At 53.8% G+C, this 20,722-nt stretch carries 19 protein-coding genes; 11 read left to right on the forward strand and 8 right to left on the reverse strand.

The genetic code is table 11. From position 1 onward, the window contains the following. Positions 1-13 precede the first annotated feature (13 nt). From SPI6313_RS17530 to SPI6313_RS17560, 7 genes are all read left to right on the forward strand, one after another. Complete coding sequence (locus SPI6313_RS17530) at positions 14-454, forward strand: YlqD family protein (RefSeq protein WP_072622154.1); 441 nt, start codon at positions 14-16, stop codon at positions 452-454. 309 nt (positions 455-763) lie between these two features. After that, a complete protein-coding gene (gene ebsA / locus SPI6313_RS17535) occupies positions 764-1,144 on the forward strand; it encodes a type IV pilus biogenesis protein EbsA (protein ID WP_072622155.1) in 381 nt (126 codons plus the stop codon). 76 nt (positions 1,145-1,220) lie between these two features. After that, positions 1,221-2,321, forward strand: coding sequence for a phosphotransacetylase family protein (locus SPI6313_RS17540; protein WP_072622156.1), 1,101 nt, complete (start codon positions 1,221-1,223; stop codon positions 2,319-2,321). Positions 2,322-2,332: 11 nt separating this feature from the next. Next, on the forward strand, positions 2,333-3,547 hold the full coding sequence (gene ispG / locus SPI6313_RS17545) for a (E)-4-hydroxy-3-methylbut-2-enyl-diphosphate synthase (RefSeq protein ID WP_072622157.1): 1,215 nt from the start codon (positions 2,333-2,335) through the stop codon (positions 3,545-3,547). Between the two features lie 124 nt (positions 3,548-3,671). Further along, complete coding sequence (locus SPI6313_RS17550) at positions 3,672-4,310, forward strand: Uma2 family endonuclease (RefSeq protein ID WP_139276785.1); 639 nt, start codon at positions 3,672-3,674, stop codon at positions 4,308-4,310. Positions 4,311-4,737: 427 nt separating this feature from the next. Next, positions 4,738-6,003 (forward strand): S-layer homology domain-containing protein, encoded by a 1,266-nt coding sequence (locus SPI6313_RS17555; RefSeq protein WP_072622158.1) that lies wholly within the window; start codon positions 4,738-4,740, stop codon positions 6,001-6,003. A 214-nt stretch (positions 6,004-6,217) separates the two neighbouring features. Then, the gene (locus tag SPI6313_RS17560) at positions 6,218-6,877 is read left to right on the forward strand and encodes a Uma2 family endonuclease (protein ID WP_072622159.1); all 660 of its coding nucleotides are present in this window, start codon (positions 6,218-6,220) and stop codon (positions 6,875-6,877) included. Positions 6,878-6,898: 21 nt separating this feature from the next. Here SPI6313_RS17560 and SPI6313_RS17565 read toward each other — a convergent pair whose 3' ends face one another. Further along, on the reverse strand, positions 6,899-7,660 hold the full coding sequence (locus SPI6313_RS17565; RefSeq protein WP_072622160.1) for a pentapeptide repeat-containing protein: 762 nt from the start codon (positions 7,658-7,660) through the stop codon (positions 6,899-6,901). Between the two features lie 61 nt (positions 7,661-7,721). Here SPI6313_RS17565 and SPI6313_RS17570 point away from each other — a divergent pair, with 61 nt between their 5' ends. Beyond that, positions 7,722-8,615 (forward strand): S66 peptidase family protein, encoded by an 894-nt coding sequence (locus SPI6313_RS17570; RefSeq protein ID WP_072622161.1) that lies wholly within the window; start codon positions 7,722-7,724, stop codon positions 8,613-8,615. Between the two features lie 76 nt (positions 8,616-8,691). Here SPI6313_RS17570 and SPI6313_RS17575 read toward each other — a convergent pair whose 3' ends face one another. From SPI6313_RS17575 to SPI6313_RS17600, 7 genes are all read right to left on the reverse strand, one after another. Next, the gene (locus SPI6313_RS17575; protein WP_072622162.1) at positions 8,692-9,618 is read right to left on the reverse strand and encodes a homogentisate phytyltransferase; all 927 of its coding nucleotides are present in this window, start codon (positions 9,616-9,618) and stop codon (positions 8,692-8,694) included. A 77-nt stretch (positions 9,619-9,695) separates the two neighbouring features. Then, positions 9,696-10,502, reverse strand: coding sequence for an ABC transporter permease (locus SPI6313_RS17580; RefSeq protein ID WP_072622163.1), 807 nt, complete (start codon positions 10,500-10,502; stop codon positions 9,696-9,698). A gap of 9 nt (positions 10,503-10,511) precedes the next feature. Further along, complete coding sequence (mrdA, locus tag SPI6313_RS17585; protein WP_072622164.1) at positions 10,512-12,305, reverse strand: penicillin-binding protein 2; 1,794 nt, start codon at positions 12,303-12,305, stop codon at positions 10,512-10,514. A 305-nt stretch (positions 12,306-12,610) separates the two neighbouring features. Then, positions 12,611-12,808, reverse strand: coding sequence for a hypothetical protein (locus SPI6313_RS23070; protein ID WP_139276690.1), 198 nt, complete (start codon positions 12,806-12,808; stop codon positions 12,611-12,613). Positions 12,809-12,811: 3 nt separating this feature from the next. After that, positions 12,812-13,984, reverse strand: coding sequence for a site-2 protease family protein (locus SPI6313_RS17590; protein ID WP_072622165.1), 1,173 nt, complete (start codon positions 13,982-13,984; stop codon positions 12,812-12,814). Between the two features lie 205 nt (positions 13,985-14,189). Further along, positions 14,190-15,389 carry an argininosuccinate synthase gene (locus SPI6313_RS17595; RefSeq protein ID WP_072622166.1) on the reverse strand — a complete coding sequence of 400 codons (1,200 nt, stop codon included), beginning with the start codon at positions 15,387-15,389 and terminating at the stop codon, positions 14,190-14,192. Positions 15,390-15,471: 82 nt separating this feature from the next. Then, positions 15,472-16,047 carry a shikimate kinase gene (locus SPI6313_RS17600; protein ID WP_425443129.1) on the reverse strand — a complete coding sequence of 192 codons (576 nt, stop codon included), beginning with the start codon at positions 16,045-16,047 and terminating at the stop codon, positions 15,472-15,474. A gap of 855 nt (positions 16,048-16,902) precedes the next feature. Between SPI6313_RS17600 and SPI6313_RS17610 the strand changes: the two genes are divergently transcribed. From SPI6313_RS17610 to SPI6313_RS17625, 3 genes are all read left to right on the forward strand, one after another. Continuing rightward, the gene (locus tag SPI6313_RS17610) at positions 16,903-17,982 is read left to right on the forward strand and encodes a transporter substrate-binding domain-containing protein (RefSeq protein WP_072622169.1); all 1,080 of its coding nucleotides are present in this window, start codon (positions 16,903-16,905) and stop codon (positions 17,980-17,982) included. Between the two features lie 77 nt (positions 17,983-18,059). Beyond that, positions 18,060-19,397, forward strand: a complete 1,338-nt coding sequence (locus tag SPI6313_RS22490; protein ID WP_084669093.1) for an amino acid ABC transporter permease — start codon at positions 18,060-18,062, stop codon at positions 19,395-19,397. A gap of 75 nt (positions 19,398-19,472) precedes the next feature. Then, complete coding sequence (locus SPI6313_RS17625; protein ID WP_072623209.1) at positions 19,473-20,687, forward strand: ABC transporter permease subunit; 1,215 nt, start codon at positions 19,473-19,475, stop codon at positions 20,685-20,687. Positions 20,688-20,722 lie beyond the last annotated feature (35 nt).

Raw genomic sequence — 20,722 nt, forward strand, 5'->3', positions numbered from 1 at the left:
ACCCATTTTAGTCATGGCCACCGAATTAACCATTAAGCGCCCTGTTGTCTTGAAGGTGATTGTTACCCCGCGCTGGAAAGAGGAAGTCACCCAACAACTGCAAACCCAAACCACACAACTGGATCAACAACTGCAAGACATCGATATGCAGGGGCAACGGGCGATCGCAGAAGTGCAAAAACAGGGTGTGGCCTTAACCAATCCCCAAGCACTCCAGCAAATTGAAGCGATTCAAAACCAAGTCAACCAAAAGAAAAACGAACTGCAACAACGCAAAAACCAACTGCTTCAGCAACTTGACCAACTTGAAAAAGTGGAAATGGAGCAAGAAGTAGCCCAAGGTCAGATTGACGGCACTTGTACCGTAGCCGTGGGCGACAACCTTGTGAAAAAACTCCAGGTTGAAGTCGTGGTTCGCGATGGCATTGTCCAAGAAATTCGCGGCGAACTCTAGCCACCACAGCGGGCACACCGGTTGCCCCCCCCCATCACTCACACCGTAGCATTTGACAGCGATGAGCCAGACTTCCGCCCACTGTGCCAGTTCCCCACCCCTAGATCCTAACTTGAGGGGATAGCATCCCATGAGGCAGCTTGGTATGATATGGGTGCTTCGATCTCCATCGTCCCTGCTCAGGGTGATGGATTGTCGCAAAATATCGGGTGCTAGCATCGTGAGTTTGAAGGCTCTGTCACCCTGTTACTGGAATGCGTGTCAAACTATGGTTCGGTTCTGTTGTTTGTATAAAAGGGGGCGTGCGCTATGTCGATAGAAGGAATTCAATCGGCTTCAAAACAGGATGCAATGGTCTACGTTCCTTACTTTCAAGGCCAAAAGCGCAAAATGCTGCCGAAAGCGATCGGCATTTACCAAAATGGTTCCCTTGAGGGAGAGCGGATGATTGAGGGGGGGGAAAGCATTCCCTTTGTGGCGACCTGGTTTGTCTCGAAACTGCCGGCGGAATCGACCCGGTGTCGGTTGCAGTTTGATGGCAATGCGGAACTCAGCTACGAAGTGGATATGCAGAATTCCGAGTTTGTGGATCATCTGATCGGGGTGATCATGAACTACCAACGCACGAAACATACGGATTTCTCCCGTGCGTTCTATCGCAAATTATTACAAATGGATGGCTCATCATAAACCGAATCATCCAGATCGATACCCTATAAAGTATTCATTGAGTTCAGTTATTTCAGTTATAAGGAAGGAGTGAGGGGTGGCACAGGCCAAACACAATAAGCATCTGTTGATCGGTTCAACGATGGCCCATAGTGGCAAATCGGCGGTTATTCTCGGACTTGCCCATCAACTGAATCAGCAAGGGATTCAAATCGGCTATGGCAAGCCCTTGGGAACGTATCTCAACACGGAGGCGATCGCGCCGACGGATGCGGATGTGCAATTTATCACTGAACAGTTAGCGCTATCACCGGCTCAGACGAAAGCGCCGTTACTGACCCTCAATGCAGCGAGCTTCACTCAATATTTGCAGCCGACGAGTGAGGTGACGAATGTGATGCATTCCCTGTCGAGCTATGTGGATGATATTGCTGGCGATTTGGTACTTCTAGAAGGGCCGGGCAGTTTGTCGGAGGGGCGACTGCTGAATTTGTCGTTGGTGCAGATGGCGGCTCAGTTGGATCTGCCGGTGTTGATGACGGCGTTGTATCATCCGGTGACGTTGATTGATGAACTGTTGGATGTGCAAGAGGCCCTGGGGGATCACCTAATGGGGGTTGTGATCAATGATATTCCGGAGTCTGATGCGGCGGTGGTGGCGGAACAGGTGGCCCCCTATCTGGAGCGGCAAGGGATTCCGGTGTTTGCGCAACTGCCCCGCAATGGGTTGCTCCGCAGTGTGAGTGTGCGAGAGTTGGCGACCAAGTTAGAGGCCAAAGTGCTGTGCCGTCCGGATCGGTTGGATCTCATGGTTGAGAGTTTGACGATTGGGGCGATGAATGTGAATTCTGCCCTGGAGTATTTCCGGAAGGGGCGCAATATGGCGGTGGTGACGGGGGGCGATCGCAGTGAATTGCAGCTTGCGGCCCTGGAGACTTCCACCAATTGCCTGATCCTGACGGGGCATTCTGCCCCCCAAGACTTTATCCTCAGTCGGGCGGAAGATTTAGAGATTCCGATTCTATCGGTGGATCTCGATACCTTAACAACGGTGGAAATTGCCGACCAAAGTTTTGGCCAAGTCCGCCTCCAAGAACCGATTAAAGTCCAGTGCATCCAAGAGTTGATCCACGCCCATTTTGATACCCCGCGCTTGATGCAGGCGTTGGGGTTAGAACCTAGTCCTGTTAATGTCTGAGTACAAATCCGATGCAAACCCTAGACGTACCTGTCAATTCTGCGATCGCCCTCACTGATCCCACGATTCACCGCCGCAAAACGCGCCCGGTTCCCGTGGGATCGATCACCATCGGCGGCGGCCATCCGGTGGTGGTGCAATCGATGATCAACGAAGACACCCTCGATATTGAAGGCTCTGTCGCCGCCATCCGCCGCCTCCATGAGATCGGCTGTGAAATCGTGCGGGTCACGGTTCCCAGCCTCGCCCATGCCAAAGCCCTCGCCGAGATCAAAGCGAAATTAGCCGCCACCTACCAACCCGTACCCCTAGTAGCGGATGTTCACCACAACGGCATGAAAATTGCCCTCGAAGTGGCGAAGCATGTGGATAAAGTCCGGATTAACCCTGGGCTGTATGTATTCGAGAAGCCGAGCAGCGATCGCACCGAATACAGCCAAGCCGAATTTGATGACATCGGGGCGAAAATCCGCGCCACCCTCGAACCCCTCGTCGTCTCCCTCCGCGACCAAGGCAAATCGATGCGCATTGGCGTTAATCATGGCTCCCTCTCCGAGCGGATGCTCTTCACCTACGGCGACACCCCCGAAGGTATGGTGGAATCTGCCCTCGAATTTATCCGCATCTGTGAATCCCTCGATTTTTATAATCTGGTGATTTCCCTCAAGGCCTCCCGCGTGCCGGTGATGTTGGCCGCCTATCGCCTCATGTGTCAGCGCATGGATGCCCTCGGAATGGACTACCCCCTCCATTTGGGCGTGACCGAAGCCGGAGATGGGGAATACGGGCGGATCAAATCCACCGCTGGCATTGGGACATTGTTGGCCGAAGGCATCGGCGACACGATCCGCGTCTCCCTCACCGAAGCCCCGGAAAAAGAAATTCCCGTCTGCTACAGCATCCTCCAAGCCCTCGGCTTGCGCAAAACCATGGTGGAATATGTGGCCTGCCCCTCCTGTGGGCGGACATTATTCAACCTCGAAGACGTGCTTCATAAAGTCCGGGAAGCCACGAAACACCTGACTGGTTTAGACATTGCGGTGATGGGCTGCATTGTCAACGGCCCCGGCGAGATGGCCGATGCGGACTATGGCTATGTGGGGAAACAACCGGGTTTCATTTCCCTGTATCGTGGGCGGGATGAAATCAAGAAAGTCCCCGAAGATCAAGGTGTTGAAGAACTGATTAACCTGATTAAATCTGACGATCGCTGGGTTGATCCCTAACTAAATTTCCCCTCTTTTTCACAAAACCCCCATGGCACGAACCTGCTGTGGGGGTTTGCGATCGCACCATCGCCCCCTCTCAGCCATTGACTACAATAACAACATCCTCTGCCCACGTTGCATCATGGTTCAGATTCCCTTTGAGGCCTCAACCCGCTATCCCGACTCTGACGGTAAACCCATGGCCGAAAATACCCTGCAATACCAATGGATTGTCCGCTTGGTGGAAAACCTCAAACGGATGTTAGCCGGTCAAAATGCCTTTGTTGCGGGAGATTTGCTGTGGTATCCAGTCCAGGCGCAACCCGGTGAGACTCCCCTTGCCCAAGCGCCGGACGCGATGGTGGTCATCGGTCGCCCGGATCACTGTCGAGGCAGTTACAAGCAATGGGACGAAGAGAATATCGCGCCCCAGGTGGTGTTTGAAATTATTTCACCGAGTAATAGTGCGGCGGAAATGACGGCCAAGCAGGCCTTTTACATCGAACATGGGGTGTTGGAACTGTATTTTTACAATCCGCAGTCGGAGACGTTCTGGGGGTTGGTGCGGGGCACGGTGGACGATAAACTTGAACCGGTGATGCCGCTGAATATGCCCTGGGTGTCGCCGCTGCTCCAGATTCGTTTTGAACTGTTCGAGGATGGGTTAGCCGTGTTTTATCCCGATGGTGAACCGTTCAAGACCTTGGCGGAGTTTGCCCAGGAACGCGATCGCTTGGCGGCCAAATTGCGAGAACTGGGGATTAACCCAGATGACCTGTAGCGATCGCGTCCCGTTAGGAATGGAATCGCGATCGTATTCCATGCATCACTGTTTAAGCATAGTTCGATTCAATCAATCATGACGATTTAAAGTGATGCCAAACACCCCAAATGCACAGGAATTTCGGATCAAGTCTTTTTGGATTAGGGGTGTGTGACAATTCTAAAAATGGCTAATGCGATTGTGCATCAAAATCCGCAATCTCTTGTCTGACAATAGTTTTAGTCGCAATTAATAACACCATTAGGGCGTACAATGCGTTTATTGTTCCGTAGCCAGATCATCAACTGGACTAACCCCAGAAACTTAACAGGAACTCCATTGGTCATAACTTACAACAAGAGCAGAAAAACCAGCACAACGGTTGATTCACTCTTTGCACTCACAACCACTGACCTCACTCTGCAATTTATAGGAGATTCCATAAATGATTAACTTCAAACGCTGGCAAGCCACGACCGCCTTGATCATGACCTTGGGGATGAATGCAACGGCGATCGCACCCATTTTCGTCGCCCCGATGATTGCCTCCTCCGCTGCCCCCGCCTTGGCCCAAGCCACCCGCTTCCCCGATGTCCCCAGCACCCACTGGGCGAAAGACTACATCAATGCGTTGGTGGCTCAAAATGTATTAGCCGGTTTTCCCGATGGCACCTTCCGCCCCGATGCACCGGTGACCCGGGCGCAATATTCCTCCATGGTGCAAGCGGTGTACAACAAAACGAAGATTCGCAACGCCATCAATTTTGCTGATGTACCCAGCAGCCATTGGGCCGCCGGTTCGATTCGGACATCCTACGAAATGGGGTTCCTCTCTGGTTATCCCGGTAATATTTTCCGTCCTGAGCAAAACATTCCCCGCGAACAAGTCCTCGTTTCCCTCGCCAACGGGTTGAACTATAGCTCGAATGCCCCGGTCAACCAAGTGCTCAATTACTACGTGGACAACGGCTCGATTTCTAACTTTGCCCAGTCAGCAGTGGCGGCGGCAACGGAAGAACGGATGGTGGTGAACTATCCCACCCTCAACCGGTTGAATCCGACCCGCAATGCGACCCGCGCCGAAGTTGCTGCGTTCCTCTATCAAGCCATGGTGAGTGAAGGCCGAGTGGCAGCGATTAATTCGCCCTATATTGCCAATGCCACCCCGATCGCAACGGAATACCGTATTCCCGCCGGGACGACGATCCCCGTCAGCTACATGAAGGACAAAATCCTCTTGATGCCTGATGAAACCCTGCCCGTTACGTTCGCAGTGCGGACGAATATCACCACCCAAGATGGCAGCGTGTTGATTCCGGCGGGCAGTCAGGTGAAAGGTGAACTGCGCCCCGCTGGGGATGATGCGACCCAGTTTGTGGCTCAGGAGTTGACCTATCCGGATGGTTCGACGCGACCCTTTGCTGCGACCTCTAGCCCGATCACCAAAACCGAAACGGTACGCCGGGGTACGAATACCGGGGATCTGCTGAAAAATGCGGCGTTAGGGACGGCTGCTGCTGCTGCGATCGCTGCCGTCACCGGAGACCGGGCGATCGCCACCGAAGAACTGCTGATCGGAGCGGGAGCCGGTGCAGTATTGACCCTGATCCAAAACTTCCTCGGTCGTAACAGTGTGGATCTCCTGGTGGTGGAACCGGAAACCAACTTGAACCTCACCTTAGATGATGACTTTGTTGCCCCGGTGCAATAGTCATGCCGTAGGATGCTGAGGCGGGCGAGTCGCTCCCTCAGCCCCGGTTTCACAGGATTTTTCTCACATCTAGCTTCAACCGCAATACAGATCCAGTCGGTCTGTATTGTTTTTTTGTGGGGATTGTTGTTGTGGGGGTGCGATCGCAGGAGAAAAAGCCAAACACCTCCATTTTCGTTGCGTCATAATGAAACCATCGATATTGTGATCGCCCGTGGTACAAGCACCTTCTCAACCCAACACCCAATATCCCGACTCCGACGGCAAACCCATGGCAGACAATACCAAGCAGTATCAATGGATTGTACGTCTTGTGGAAAATCTCAAATGCCTACTGCAAGATCAAACCGCCTTTGTGGCTGGCGATCTGCTCTGGTATCCCGTCCAGGCTAAAGGGGGTAAAACGCCGTCCGGTCAAGCTCCCGATGCCATGGTGGTCTTGGGTCGTCCCGCTGGAGACAGAGGCAGTTACAAACAATGGGAAGAGGATGATATTGCCCCCCAAGTGGTCTTTGAGATCATCTCACCCAGCAATACCGCCACCGAGATGGTGGCTAAACAACATTTCTATGCCCAGCATGGTGTGTTGGAAATGTATTTTTATGACCCCGATTCCTACGATTTTTGGGGACTGACTCGCGACCACGTAGAGGCGGGCTTCACCCCGGTACTCGTTCTGAATTTGCCCTGGGTTTCGCCACTGTTGCAGATTCAGTTTGAACTGTTCGAGGATGGTTTGGCGGTGTTTTATCCCAATGGTGAACCGTTTAAAACCTTCACCGAATTAGCCAATGAACGGGATAAAGCGTTTGCCAAATTAGATAAAGCGTTTGCCAAATTAAGGGAGTTGGGCATCGATCCCGATACCTTGTGAATTTGAGTTGTTTGACGCTGATTACAGTAAAAACCGCAACAGCGAACCAAAGCCCCCTAACAGGTTTAAGAGTTGAATGCCTAACCCATTGCCGCCGCCGGAACCTTGGCGTTTATTCACTTCCTCGATTAACCCTGTGGCGATCGCTTGGCCACCTTCGTCCTCTTGACGTTCAAATAAGGCTGCTGCGATTTGGGCATCTTGAATCGCGCCGGCTTCATCGGTGAGGCGGAGACGGACGAGGGCACGACCAAGATAGGCAGGGGCGAAGTCTTGTTTTAAATTCAGGGCTTGGTTGTAGTTGGCGATCGCATCGACATAGTTACGTTGATTCGCTGCCACGATTCCCAATGCGTAGTACTGTTCCGCTGTCTCTAGGGTGCGCGGCAACCCGATCGCCCCTTCCGTCCAGGCTAAATCTAACCGCGTTCCCCAAAGATTCGTATTCACCAAATAGGCCTGCCGCAAATCCGCCCCCGCCAAATTTGCCCCCAACAGGGTCGCCCCCAACAGATTCGCACTGTGGAGTGATGCACCACTGAGATCCGCCCCGGTTAAGTCCGCTCCGGCCAAGTTCGCTTGGCTGAGGTTGGCAAACCGTAAATCTGCCCCCCGCAAATCTGCCCCTTCGAGATCCGCCAATACCAACCCAGCCCGACTTAGATCACATTGCACACAATTCCCAGTCGCCAGCAGTTGGCTGGTGTGGTTGAGGTTTTCCGCCAGCAGAGGAGCGGCGAACAGGGTGGAGATGAGGCCAGTGGCGATCAGGGTTTTCTGCATGAGACCAAAAAGTGCAACGATGTTTCTATTCTACTGACTTGTTTTCAAAGACCTAGGGATCATGGTTGACTCTGCTCCGTTTCGCTTTCCGCCGCCGCTCCAACCGGGCGATCGCCTCTGTGCGATCGCCCCCAGCGGCGCACTCAACGAAATCGCTCGGCTTCAGGATGGTCTGGCCCTCTGGCAGGCGCGGGGCTATCGGGTGGATCTGGGGCCCCATTGGGATAGTCGCTATAGCTATCTCGCGGGCGACGATGCCCAGCGCCGCGAGGCCCTCCGCCAGGCCTGGGAAAACCCAGACTATCAAGGCGTGCTCTGTATTCGGGGTGGCTACGGCAGCGCCAGACTGTTAGAAGAGTGGCAGTGGCCCAAGGGGCATAAGTGGCTGATCGGGTTTTCGGATATTACGGGGCTGTTGTGGAGTTTGGCGCGGCGTAGATTGGGGGCGGTGCATGGGCCCGTGTTGACCTCTTTAGGGAAAGAGCCGGATTGGTCGGTGCAGCGGTTGATTGATTGTGTGGAGGGGCGGCCCTTGGGGCCATTGCAGGGGGAGGGCTGGGGAAATGGGGTGGCGATCGGGACGTTATTGCCCGCGAATTTAGCCGTGGCGACGAATCTCCTGTGTACCCCGGTTCAACCCGACCTAGAGGGGGTGATTTTGGCCTGGGAGGATGTGACGGAAGCCCCCTATCGTTTGGATCGGATGATTACCCAGTGGCGGTTGAGCGGGGCGTTGCAGGGCGTGCGGGGGATTGCGTTGGGGCAGTTTACGGATTGTGCGGGCAATCCGGGGACTTGGCCGGTGCTGGAGATGTTGCGCGATCGCCTCGCCGATCTCAAGATCCCGATTGTTGCCAATCTGCCCTTTGGTCATGTATCCGGGAATGCGGCGTTACCCGTGGGCGTGCGGGTGGAGTTGGACAGCGATCGCGGTTCGTTGATTATTTTGGATTGATCGCCAGAACGATCCTAAAGTTTAGGGAGTGCGAGCGTCTCGCTCGCTAGAGACCACAGCGAGAGTTCGATCATCCCTAGGCCCACCAACAGGCCAGGGGAAACAGCAAGTATTCCAGGAAAAACAGCAGCCAAATGAATTGATAAAAGCGGGCGATTTCGGGCTTTTGGGCAAGATCCACCCCGCGACTGCGCCAGAGCAGGGCAATGGCGAGGGCGGTATGGGTGGCGATCATCACCGCTCCATTGATCCCCGGTATCCCCAGCAGTCCCACCCCGATCATCGCCCCATAACAAGCGACAATTAACCCGCAGCAGATCCGAAACACCGCCCGTTTGCCGAGCAAAATCGTCACGGTTTGGATGCGATATTGGCGATCGCCGTCTAGATCCGGCACATCTTTAAATAGGGCAATCGCGATCGTAAACCAGAGAATAAACCCCGTCAGCACCCACACCGGCCCCGGAATGCCTCCCGTTGCACCTTGAAAATAGCGATACAGCCCCACATTCACCACCCCCCCCCGCACCGTGAGAATGCACAGGGCTGCCCAGAGGGAAAAGCGTTTGAGGCGAATCGGGGGCAAGGAATAGGCCGTGCCGATGATCAAACTAATGCCCACGGTGAACAGGAGCCAAGGATGGGTGAGGGCAAGGGCGATCGCCCCAATCCCCGCCGTGATCACAATGCCTCGACCTTGGGCGGGGGAAAAAACACCAGCGGCCAGGGGCAGATGGGGTTTATTAATCCGATCAATCTCGATGTCTTCGAGTTGGTTTAAGCCGACGATGTAAATATTGCCGCCGAGACAAGCTACCCAGGCGATCGCCACCGTTAACGGCGATACCGCTGCCGTCGGAGATTGAGCTAGCGCGATCGCGGCTAGGGCCAACACACTTAAACTCGTGCCAATAATCGTATGGGGGCGGGAAAATTGCCACAGGGCTTTCGCGGTTTGCGGGAGGGGCGATCGCGACCACTGCTCAAAAAAATGGGGTGTCATACCGTTACATCAACTCACGTCTGCATTGTTCATCGTAACGAGACGCGCCGCCGGACATCGCAGGATGGCGCAAATCCTTAGGAGTTGTGCCGCTGATTTCCTTTAAACCGTAGATATTCCGCCCCGCAGGCCACCGCTCCCGATGCCAAAATCAGCAGCACACTGAGGGCATTAATATCAGGTTTAACCCCGGTGCGAATCCGACTAAAAATCTCCATCGGCAGGGTCGTTGCTCCCGTTCCCGCTGTGAAGCTCGCGATCAAGAAATCATCCATGCTGAGGATAAACGAGAGCAAGCAACCCGCGAGAATAGCGGGGGCGAGTTCCGGTAACAGCACTTTAAAAAAGGCTTCAAGGGGAGTCGCGCCCAGATCTAACGCGGCTTCTTCGAGATGGGGGTCAAGGGTCGTTAAACGGGAGGAGACAACGATCGCCACGTAGGACAGGCAAAACACCACATGGGCCGCCACAATCGTCCAGAGGCTGAGTTGAATCCCCAACACCGCCAGAAAAATGAGGGTAGAGACAGCGATCGCAATATCCGGCACAATCAGCGGCAAATAGGCCACCCCCCGATAGAGCGACTTGCCCCAAAAGCGATACTTCGCCAAGCCCAACGCCATCAGCGTCCCAAAAATAGCCGCGATCGCCACGGATGCGATCGCCACCATCAGGCTATTCTCCAACGCCCGCACAATCCGCCCATCCTGAAACAGCTTCCGATACCAGCGCCAAGAAAACCCCGTCCAACCCGCACTATAGGCCGACTCATTGACGCTATAGACCGCCAAAACTGCGATCGGCAAATACATATAAAAAAACATCAACGCCGCAAACAGACCCTGCCACGACACCCGCCAAGGACGCGAATCAGAACGGCTCATCACTCCCAACTACTTCCCCTTCGTTTGGAAATAGGCCTCCATCACCTTCGCCACCATCGGCCCGGCCACCTTACCACCGCCGCCGCCCGAATGCTCCGCAAAGGCCACCACCACAATCTCCGGATTCTCATAGGGCGCAAACCCACCAAACCAAGCATGGGACTCACCCGGCGGCGCTTCCGCCGTACCACTCTTCCCCGCAGCAGAGGGAACCGTCGGAATATTCAACGCATTCCCTGTCCCCGCTGTCACCACCGACCGCAAACCTTCGCGCAGCACTTGCAGCGTCGTCGGCTTCAACTCCATAGACGTAGTCGGCTTCGGCGGCTGATCCGGATCTTGGAACAAATGCGGTGTGACCCGATAGCCCCCATTCGCCGGAACCGCAAACATCACCGCCACTTGCAGCGGTGTCGCCTGGGTAAACCCTTGACCAATCGACATATTCACCGTATCCCCGGCCGTCCATTCCCAGTCAAACTGTTCCCGCTTCCAGGCATCATCGGCAATCAGCCCCGCCGTCTCCGATTTCAATTCAATCCCCGTCGGTTTACCAAACCCATAACGACGCGCCCAATCAATTAACACCGGCCCGCCCACACCCCGGCCAATCTGACCATGGAACGTATTGCTACTCCAAGCCATCGCCCGCACATAGCCCATGGGGCCAAATCCAGCCCGGTTCCATTCCCCGAACGCCGTTCCCCCGACCCGCAGATAAGCAAACGTCGGCAACACCGTATCCGGCGGATATTTTCCCGACTCCATCCCCGCCGTAGCAGTCACCACCTTAAACGTCGAAGCCGGAGGGAAACCCCGCAACGTCCGATTCACGAAGGGATTTCCTTCCCCTTGGAGTTCGGCCCATTGTTCTTCTGTGATCCGCCCGGAGAAAATATTAGGGTCAAAGGTGGGATAACTGGCCATGGCCAAAACGGCCCCATCTTGTGGGTCTATCGCCACGATCGCACCCTTACGCTTACCCAGAGCCGCCTCCGCCGCCCTTTGCAAATCAAGGTCAAGGGTGAGTTGAACATCACGGCCTGCTTTCGCCGGTTTTTGTCCCAAAATTTGAACGGCCTGCCCCGATCCATCTACTTCCACCTGTTGGCCGCCCCATTCCCCCCGTAGTTCATCTTCGAGGGCTTCTTCCACACCCATTTGCCCCACAATATCCCCTAACCGATAGCCACGGGGTGCTCGTTCTTTCAGCTCTTCGGCATTGAGTTCGCCAGTATAGCCCAAGACGTGGGAAGCTAACTTTTGATTGGGATAGTCCCGAACATGCTCAATATCTACATCAACCCCTTGGAGATCACCGCTATATTCTTGAATCGCTGTAATTTGCTCAGGGGTCAGGTCTCGACCGACCCGAATTCGGGTGGGAGAGTTGTAGCCCGCCGCTTCAACGGGATCACGAATTTCAGCTTCCGGGAGGTTTAAGATTTGGGACAACCGCTGCACGGTGAGATCCCAGGTTTCGTATTTTTGGGCCAGCGGCCAGATGTAGGCCGAATGGGTGAGGCGGCTACTGGCTAAAATTCGGCCTTTGCGATCAAAAATTGTGCCGCGAACGGGTTGACGGGGCACAACGCGAATGCGGTTATTTTCGGCAAGTTCTTTGTTGCGTTCGCCTTCTACCAGTTGGAGGTATGCCAGCCGCGAACCAATACCGCCGAGCAACGTCAGGCTGATCAGGAGCATGATGAAAACCGATTGGTAGCTCAGACCGACGGTTCTGGGGGTTTGTTTTCGTCCAACTTTAGACGTGGGTTGTAGCGCAGTGGGATGAATGGCTCGCATTATTAGATTAACCGTTCAAGGGATGGATAGCGGAGAACCAATACAGAGAGGTATTGGAAATTCGTCGCCTAGAATGACACCCCGCAGATTGACCTGCCTGTGGTATAGGTTTGGGTCTAAACTGGCTTAGCTTTCGCATGATCTCGCCATGAATTGAACCTATATTAACCTCTGATTGAGTAATTTGTAGCATGGCTTGGGGTGAGATTAGTCAGAGGATGACGGCAATCGGCCGATTGCCAGGACAGGGGAGGGGGACTCATTCTGTCGGAGGGTTGATCACCCTACGATCGCTATTACGATCACTATATTTTGCCATCAGCATAAATTTGGCTCGTGATGACAATGTACGACATCCATTGGGGACAACTCTGCGCCAGGGCGTTGATCGTTCCTAGGGTTGGGGTTTCCCGCTGTTCCTGCCCAAGGCTCAGGGTTACCGAGGGAGACCGCTCACGGGTCTCGATGGGGCCAAGGTTCAGCGGGTTAGTATCCAGTGCCACGGTTTACCCTTCGGCTTCGGTAGATGCGAGGGGTTGTTCGGGGGGGAGGGTGGGCGCGTCATCGCTTTTTTCTTTGGACAGAAGGTTAATGATGGATGCTTTTTCTAGAAGTCCGAGGACGCTATTTTGCTCATCAACGACGACGAAGGTGGTGTTAGGTTGTTTTTCCAGTTGTTTAACGACGGTTAGGAGGGATTGATGGGCGGGAATTGTGAGGGGTAGGGTTTCGGTGTTGAGGAGGGTGCTGAGATCGGTTTCAGTCCAGAGGGAGGTGGGGATGGTTTTGAGGCTTTCGGGGTTGAGGGTTCCGAGTAGTTTGCCGTCGGCATTGGTGAGGATGAATTGTGAGTGTTGGGGTTGACCGATGATGTAGTTGTTGACGAATTCCCGAACGTTCATGCTCACTGGAGCGACGGGGCTGTGGGGGGCGATCGCATCCTGAGCCGTGAGGTGGTCTAACTTGTCCTGCACCTGGGCAGATTGGGCGGACATCCCGGCGTTTTGCAGTAAGAATAAGCCGATGAAGGTCGTCCACAAGCTCCCGATGGGACTAATGCCGAGGACTGCGAGAATCCCGATCACCACGGCTAACCAACCAAACACTTGACCCACACGGCTGGCATAGAGCAGGCCTTTGTTGGGGTTGCCGGTGATTTTCCAAATGATCGCCCGGAGGATATTCCCCCCGTCCAAGGGCAAGCCAGGGATGAGGTTAAACAGGGCTAGGACTAAATTAATGGGGGCGAGGAACGACAGGACAGCCAGCACCGGCAGGGGAAGGCCAATGTTCGCGCTGCCAATGCCGGCAAAGAGAATAAACAGGGCAATACTGACGAGGGGACCAGCGATCGCGATCGCCAACGATTGCCAAGGCTTTTCCGCATCTTTTTCGAGGAGAGCTAACCCACCAAAAATAAAGAGGGTGATCGACTTAACCGTAATCCCTTGGGACATAGCCACCAGACTATGACCCAATTCGTGGGCTAAGACAGACGCAAACAGGAGCAGCACCGTCACCAGCCCCAAGAGCAGCGAGGCAAAGCCATTAAATTGCGGTAGAGAAAGAGCAAACTCTTGCCCAAACCAGAATGTTCCCAAGGCTAAAATCAAAAACCAAGAGGGGTTGATAAAAAAGGGAATGCCAAATAACTGACCAACGCGAATATTGCCGTTCATGTATGTTCCTCGTATCCTCGGACAACTGCCACAAAAATTGCAGCGCCCCCCTATTGTATCGAGGGCCGGTCAGGGGGAATTGACCCCAAAGGTGAGGTTTTCCGACTTGTTTACCCAAAAATGGAAAATCTTCCGGTGTGGAACCGGGTTGAACAGAACCAACATCCGGAAGACTGATGCCTGCGTTTTGAGGGGCGAAAATTCCTTAGCGGGTCTTTTCAGCCCAAACGCGAGTCGGCAGGCCCCAGATGTAAATAAACCCTTCGGCAGCCTTGTGATCGAATTGATCATCGGCGGTGTAGGTGGCTAGATCCGGCGAGTAGATCGAGAGGTCGGAACGACGACCCACAATACTGGCACTGCCCTTGAACAGTTTGACCCGCACCACCCCAGAAACTCGCTCCTGGGTTTGTTTCACAAAGGCATCAAGGGCTGTTTTTAAGGGGCTGTACCACAGACCTTGATAGACCAAGTTGGTGTAGGTCTGTTCGATGGTTTGCTTGTATTGGGTGACATCTGCCGTTAGGGTCAGGCTTTCGAGGTCGCGGTGAGCTTGGATCAACACCAACAGGGCGGGTGCTTCATAGATTTCCCGTGACTTGATCCCGACGACTCGGTTTTCGACCATGTCAATCCGGCCGATGCCGTGGCCCCCGACGCGATCATTCAGTTCGGTGATCAGTGCGATGGGGCCAAGGGCGCGACCGTCGAGACTGACGGGAATGCCTTGCTCAAAGCCAATTTCTACATAGTCTGGCTCGTTGGGGGTATCTGCGATCGCCTGCGTCATCGCAAAAATTTCTTCCGGGGGTTCCACCATCGGATCTTCGAGGGGGCCCGCTTCGATGCTGCGGCCGAGGAGGTTGCGATCGATGCTGAAGGGCGAGGATTTTTTCACCGGGGAGGGAATGCCGAACTTTTCCCCGTAGGCGATCGTTTCTTCCCGGCTCATGCCCCATTCCCGCGCCGGAGCGAGCACCTTCAAGGACGGATTCAGGGCTGCAATGCCCACATCAAACCGAACTTGATCATTCCCTTTCCCTGTGCAGCCGTGGGCCACCGCATCCGCGCCATATTTTTCCGCCGCTTCCACTAGCATTTTGGCGATCATGGGCCGAGCTAAGGCCGTGGAGAGCGGGTAGCGACTTTCATAGAGAGCATTAGCTTGAATTGACGGAAAGGCGTAGTCCGTCACAAATCGTTCTTTACCATCAATGACGAGCGACTCCGACGCACCAGAGTCCAACGCCTTTTGTTGAATGGGGCCAAGTTCATCGCCTTGACCGAGATCAGCAGCGAGGGTGATCACTTCTTTCACGCCCCATTCTTCTTTCAGGTATGGAATACAAACAGAGGTATCTACACCTCCAGAGTAGGCAAGGATAACTTTATCTGCGCGACCCATGATTTTTCCCCCACGAGGATTTTGACCGAGGAGTCATTTTACGCAAGGCATCCAGGAAAGTCAAAGTGATGTCAAGATTCTCTCACTCTTGGACTGGGGTTTGGGGCGGTTTGATCACCGTGGGAATGGCGGCGAGGATAGTTGTGGCGATCGCCTCTGGTGAATCCTCCGGTGGGGGTTGAATATGCAGATCCGCTTGGGCGTAGCGATCGCACCGCGCCGCGTGCAACGTTGTCAACTGCGACAGCCGATCCTGCCCCCCCAACAGCGGACGACTCCTATCCTGGCTCTGGTCTAAACGGGCCGCAATCACCTCCAGCGGCGGATCAAGCCAGATCACCAACCCCTCCCGCAGATAGCCCCAGTTTTTCGAGGCCAGCACCGCCCCCCCACCCGTCGCAATCACACTTTGGTTATAGGCACAGACCTGCTCCAAAACCTGGGTTTCCAGCGTGCGGAAATACCCTTCTCCCGCCGTCGCAAACAGGTCAGAAACCGTCTGATTCGTCACCTGCTCAATCAAAACATCCGTATCGAAAAAACGGTAATTAATCTGACGAGACAACAGTCGGCCCACCGTGCTTTTGCCGCTTCCCATCATGCCAACGAGAAAGAGACTGAGTCGTTTTAACATTAAGTTCTGCGTCATTTTATGAATGCAATTGAGGACAAAAGGAGGCTGAATTAAAAGATGTATCGGCATTGATACAAACCCCACAGGGAATGTCTAAATCCGTTAGGGTGAGGAAGAGAGTTAGAGAATCTAAAGAAAAGATTAAAGAATGTAACCATTCTGACCGCTAGCTCCGGAATGCCTATGGCATAATACCCCTATTGCACTCAAATGGTAGGTCCATATGACTCCTGCAATGCTTCGACAGCTCTGGTCTTTGGTTGAAAATGCTCAATCCACGACCATCCTAAATCAGGACGATTCGAGTCTTGTTCAATGGCTTTTAGCCCGCCTCAGTGAACAATGTTCCCTAGCCGCTGAAGACGTTGAACTTGTGAGCCATTATATTCGGTCTCGCACCCCACTCATTCGAGAAATTGCAGCAGCCCAGGGCTAACATCCCAAATGCGAGGTGAAGCTCAAGGCGATCGCCAATATCGAAAGAGTCCCCGCCCGCCGCCCAGTCCCATTCAGCCCGAAAAACCGATTGACAGGATCTAGATTGTCAAAATCTCCCCCACATCTGACACCGTATATCCCACACCACAAGCACTCTCCCCATCGTCCCAAGAGGGATGTGCTGATCGCTGCGATCAGCACATCACCGGGGAGTCTGGATGACCCAAAATACGCCCCATCCCTAGGACTGAAATTTTCCAGCAGGATTCAATATCTCGTCACTTTTGATACCGAATTTCTGGAAATGCAGCCCCTAACCTCACATCTGGGGTGACAAACTTAATTTTTATTTTGTAAAAAAAGACACACCAACATTACAGATAATCACGAAGTGTATATACTTGTTTAGTGTAAATTCTTAGCCTTCGTGGTGTGATTGTCATGCGTAAATGGAATTCGTTATTTTTGTCTTTGCTTTTAATGGGATCTTTGGCCGCCTGTGCCACACCGCCTGAGCCCGCAGCAGACGGTGAAGAGGGTGGCTCAGAAGACACCGAGTCCGTGGCTGGTTCGAGTCGTTTGGATACCGTCAAAGAGCGCGGCACTTTGATCTGCGGTGTTGATGGTGGGATTCCTGGGTTTAGCTTTGTGGATGAAGCCGGTGACTACTCAGGGCTAGACGTAGATATCTGTAAAGCTGTGGCTGCTGCGGTGCTGGGTGATGCCGAAGCCGTTGAATATCGTCGTTTGGATTCCACGGAACGTTTTACCGCTCTGGCGGGGGGTGAAGTGGATATGCTGTCCCGGAATACGACCTGGACGATTAGCCGTGATACCTCTGTGGGTCTGGAATTCGCTCCGACGACCTTCTACGACGGTCAAGGCATGATGGTGCGGGCTGACAGTGGGATCGAAAGCCTCGAAGACTTTGATGGTCGCTCAGTCTGCGTGGAAGCGGGGACGACGACTGAACTAAACCTCACGGACAAGATGCGGAAAGCGGGGGTTGACCCGGAAGTGAAAACCTTCCAACAAGCTGATCCGGCCTATGCTGCCTATGATGATGAGCTTTGCGATGGGTTTACGTCGGACAAGTCCCAGTTGATCGCCCGTCGAACCACGCTTTCTAACCCGGAAGATCATGTGTTGCTTGATGTCACGATGTCGAAAGAACCCCTCGGCCCTGTGACGATTAATAACGATTCGGCTTGGTTCGACGTGGTGAAGTGGGTGACCTTCGGCTTGATTGAAGCGGAAGAATTTGGGATCACCTCTGAGAACGTCGAAGAAATGGCGAACAGCGAAGACCCCAATATCAGCCGCTTCTTGGGGGGTGAAGGGGATCTCGGTGAAGGCATTGGTTTAGACAATGACTTCATGGTGAATGTGATTTCAGCGGTGGGGAACTACGGTGAAATCTATGAGCGGAACTTGGGTTCTGAGTCTCAATTTAATTTGGAACGGGGCTTGAATACTCTCTGGACGGAAGGGGGCTTACTCTATGCTCCTCCCTTCCGGTAGGGTGTGATGTCTATCTAAACGAGGAGGGGGGCGAGTCTGCCCGGCTTCCTTGATTGTTGTTATTTCGGTTTTGCACCATGACCCAATCTCCAGAGCATCAGGTTCCCCTTTGGCGCGATGACCGTTTCTGGAAAATCGCCCTGCAAGTTTTAGCGGTGGTGGTGGTGGTGGCGATCGCCTCACTGCTGATCTACAACCTCAATATCAACATGCAGCGGGCGGGCTTAGAATTCGGTTTCGAGTTCCTCGATAACCAAGCCTCGTTTGATATTCTCGATAGCGTTGCCCCCTACAATGTTCCGGAAGAAACCTACAGCAGCATTTTCCCCTACAGTCCGACGGATAGTTATGGGCGCGTGCTACAAGCCGGTTTGGTCAATTCCCTGATCATGATGGTCTGTGGGATTGTGTTCACCACCCTTGTGGGGATTATCGTCGGCGTTCTTCAGTTTTCCAACAATTGGCTGCTCCAAAAAGGCAGTCAGCTTTATATCGAAATCATTCGCAATACCCCGTTGCTGCTGCAACTCTTCTTCTGGTATTCGGCGGTCTTTTCTCAACTCCCCCGACCGGGTGAACGCCTGGAGTTGGTGGGTGCGCTCTATGCTAGTAAACGCGGGATTTTCATGCCCTGGCCTGCTACGTCACCGCTGATGTGGGTGAGTTTGGCGGCGTTGATTGTGGGAACGATTGGCCTGATTGTGCTGTGGAAATGGCGCGTTTACTTGATGGTGGAGCAGGGTCGTCCCGGCAAAGCTCAACTCTATGGTCTGATTGGGGTGGCGATCGCAATGATCGTCATTTTTTGTTTTGGCCTCGGTTGGGCGTTCCCCCAAGAACTCACCCTTGATCCGAGTCAATTTGAAGCCAACGACATCGAAGACTTCACCGCATGTGTGGCCGAAACCTACCAAGTCTCATCCCTGGCCCCTCCCCTCAGTGACGAAGCGATCGCCACCTATCCCAAATGTCTCCAAACCGGGAATTTTGAATATGGGTTGCGGTTGTCCCTCGAATTTTCGGCGCTACTGGTGGGCTTAGTGCTCTATACCGCTGCGTTTATCGCGGAGATTGTCCGCGCCGGGATTCAATCGGTGGCGAAAGGGCAGTGGGAAGCGTCGAGTGCTCTGGGTATTTATCCCAACCTCACGATGCGTTTGGTGGTCTTTCCCCAAGCCTTGCGGGTGATCATTCCCCCGTTGAATAGCCAGTACCAAAACTTGGCGAAAAACTCCAGTTTAGGGGCTGCGATCGCCTACGCCGAACTCTACAACGTCGCCAACACCACCTACAACCAATCCGGACGACCCATTGACGTGATGCTGATCATTTCGGTCACGTATCTTGCGATCAACATGGTCATCTCCTTATCCATGAACGCCTTTAACCGTGCGGTTCAAATCAAGGAACGATAAACCTCGGATGGGTTCTTTTTGAACCCCCATCCCTCGTTCTTCTTTGTCGTCTATCCAACGGATTTAAACCCCAATATGACTGCCCATACCCCCACTAGTCCCGCTCTCCCCCCACCAGACGTACGCCCCACACCCGCCAATTGGGTGAAGCAAAATCTCCTCACCCCGTGGTACAACGCGGCGATCACCGTTATCATCGGTGGCGGCTTTCTCTGGTTAGCCTATGGATTTCTCGTTTGGGTCTTTACCCAAGCGCAATGGCAAGTGATTCCGGCCAACCTAGCGATTTTTACCACAGGTCGCTATCCCGATGAACAATATTGGCGGCTCTGGGTTGCGGTGGGCATTATCGTCACCCTCGCTGGGATTTCCTGGGGGGTTGTGGCTCGAAATGTGACGCTGTTTAGCCGCAATGTGTTGATTGGCTTAGGGGTGGCAGCGGTGATCTGCTTTATCATCCCGATTCCGGTAGTGCCGTGGCGATCGCTCGTCGTCTTCATGCTCGTTCTCCTCGCCGCCACCGCCTGGAGCGGGCAGCAACTCGGCAAAAAAGTCCCCAAACTCGGACAATACACCACCTTCGCCTGGCTCGGTTCATTTTTTGTCTATCTCTGGCTGATCAGTGGCAATCTTGGCCTCGAACCGGTCAAGACCAATGAATGGGGCGGTGTCGTGCTGACGGTCTTCATGGCGGTGGTTAGCATTGCCATCTGTTTTCCCTTTGGGGTGACCTTGGCCCTGGGACGACAAAGTGACCTGCCTGTGGTGCGGTTATTTTCGGTACTCTATATCGAGATTGTTCGGGGGATTCCGCTCATTGCCATCCTCTTCATGGGTCAGGTGATTATCCCGCTCTTTTTACCCGAAGGGATGCGACCCGACCGGGTGTTACGGGCGATCGTCGGGTTGACGCTGTTTAGTTCCGCCTATTTAGCGGAGAATGTGCGCGGTGGCTTACAGTCCATTCCCAAGGGTCAAGAGGAAGCCGCCAAAGCTCTAGGTCTCAATTCCCCCCTGACGGTTTCATTAATTGTGCTACCCCAAGCAGTCAAGGCAGTGATCCCGGCGATCGTGGGTCAGTTCATTAGCCTATTCCAAGACACCACCCTCCTCTCGATTGTGGGCTTAGAAGAACTGCTGGGGATGAGTCGCTCGATTTTGGCGAACCCTAGTTTTATCGGTCGCTATTCTGAGGTGTATTTATTCGTGGGGCTGCTGTATTGGATCTTCTGTTACGCGATGTCCTTGGGGAGTCGGTATGTGGAGAAAAAGCTGAATACGGGACATTAAGGATTTAAGGGGTGACTGGGGGAAATTTCCGGAGC

The sequence above is a fragment of the Spirulina major PCC 6313 genome (assembly GCF_001890765.1).
Taxonomy (GTDB): domain Bacteria; phylum Cyanobacteriota; class Cyanobacteriia; order Cyanobacteriales; family Spirulinaceae; genus Spirulina; species Spirulina major.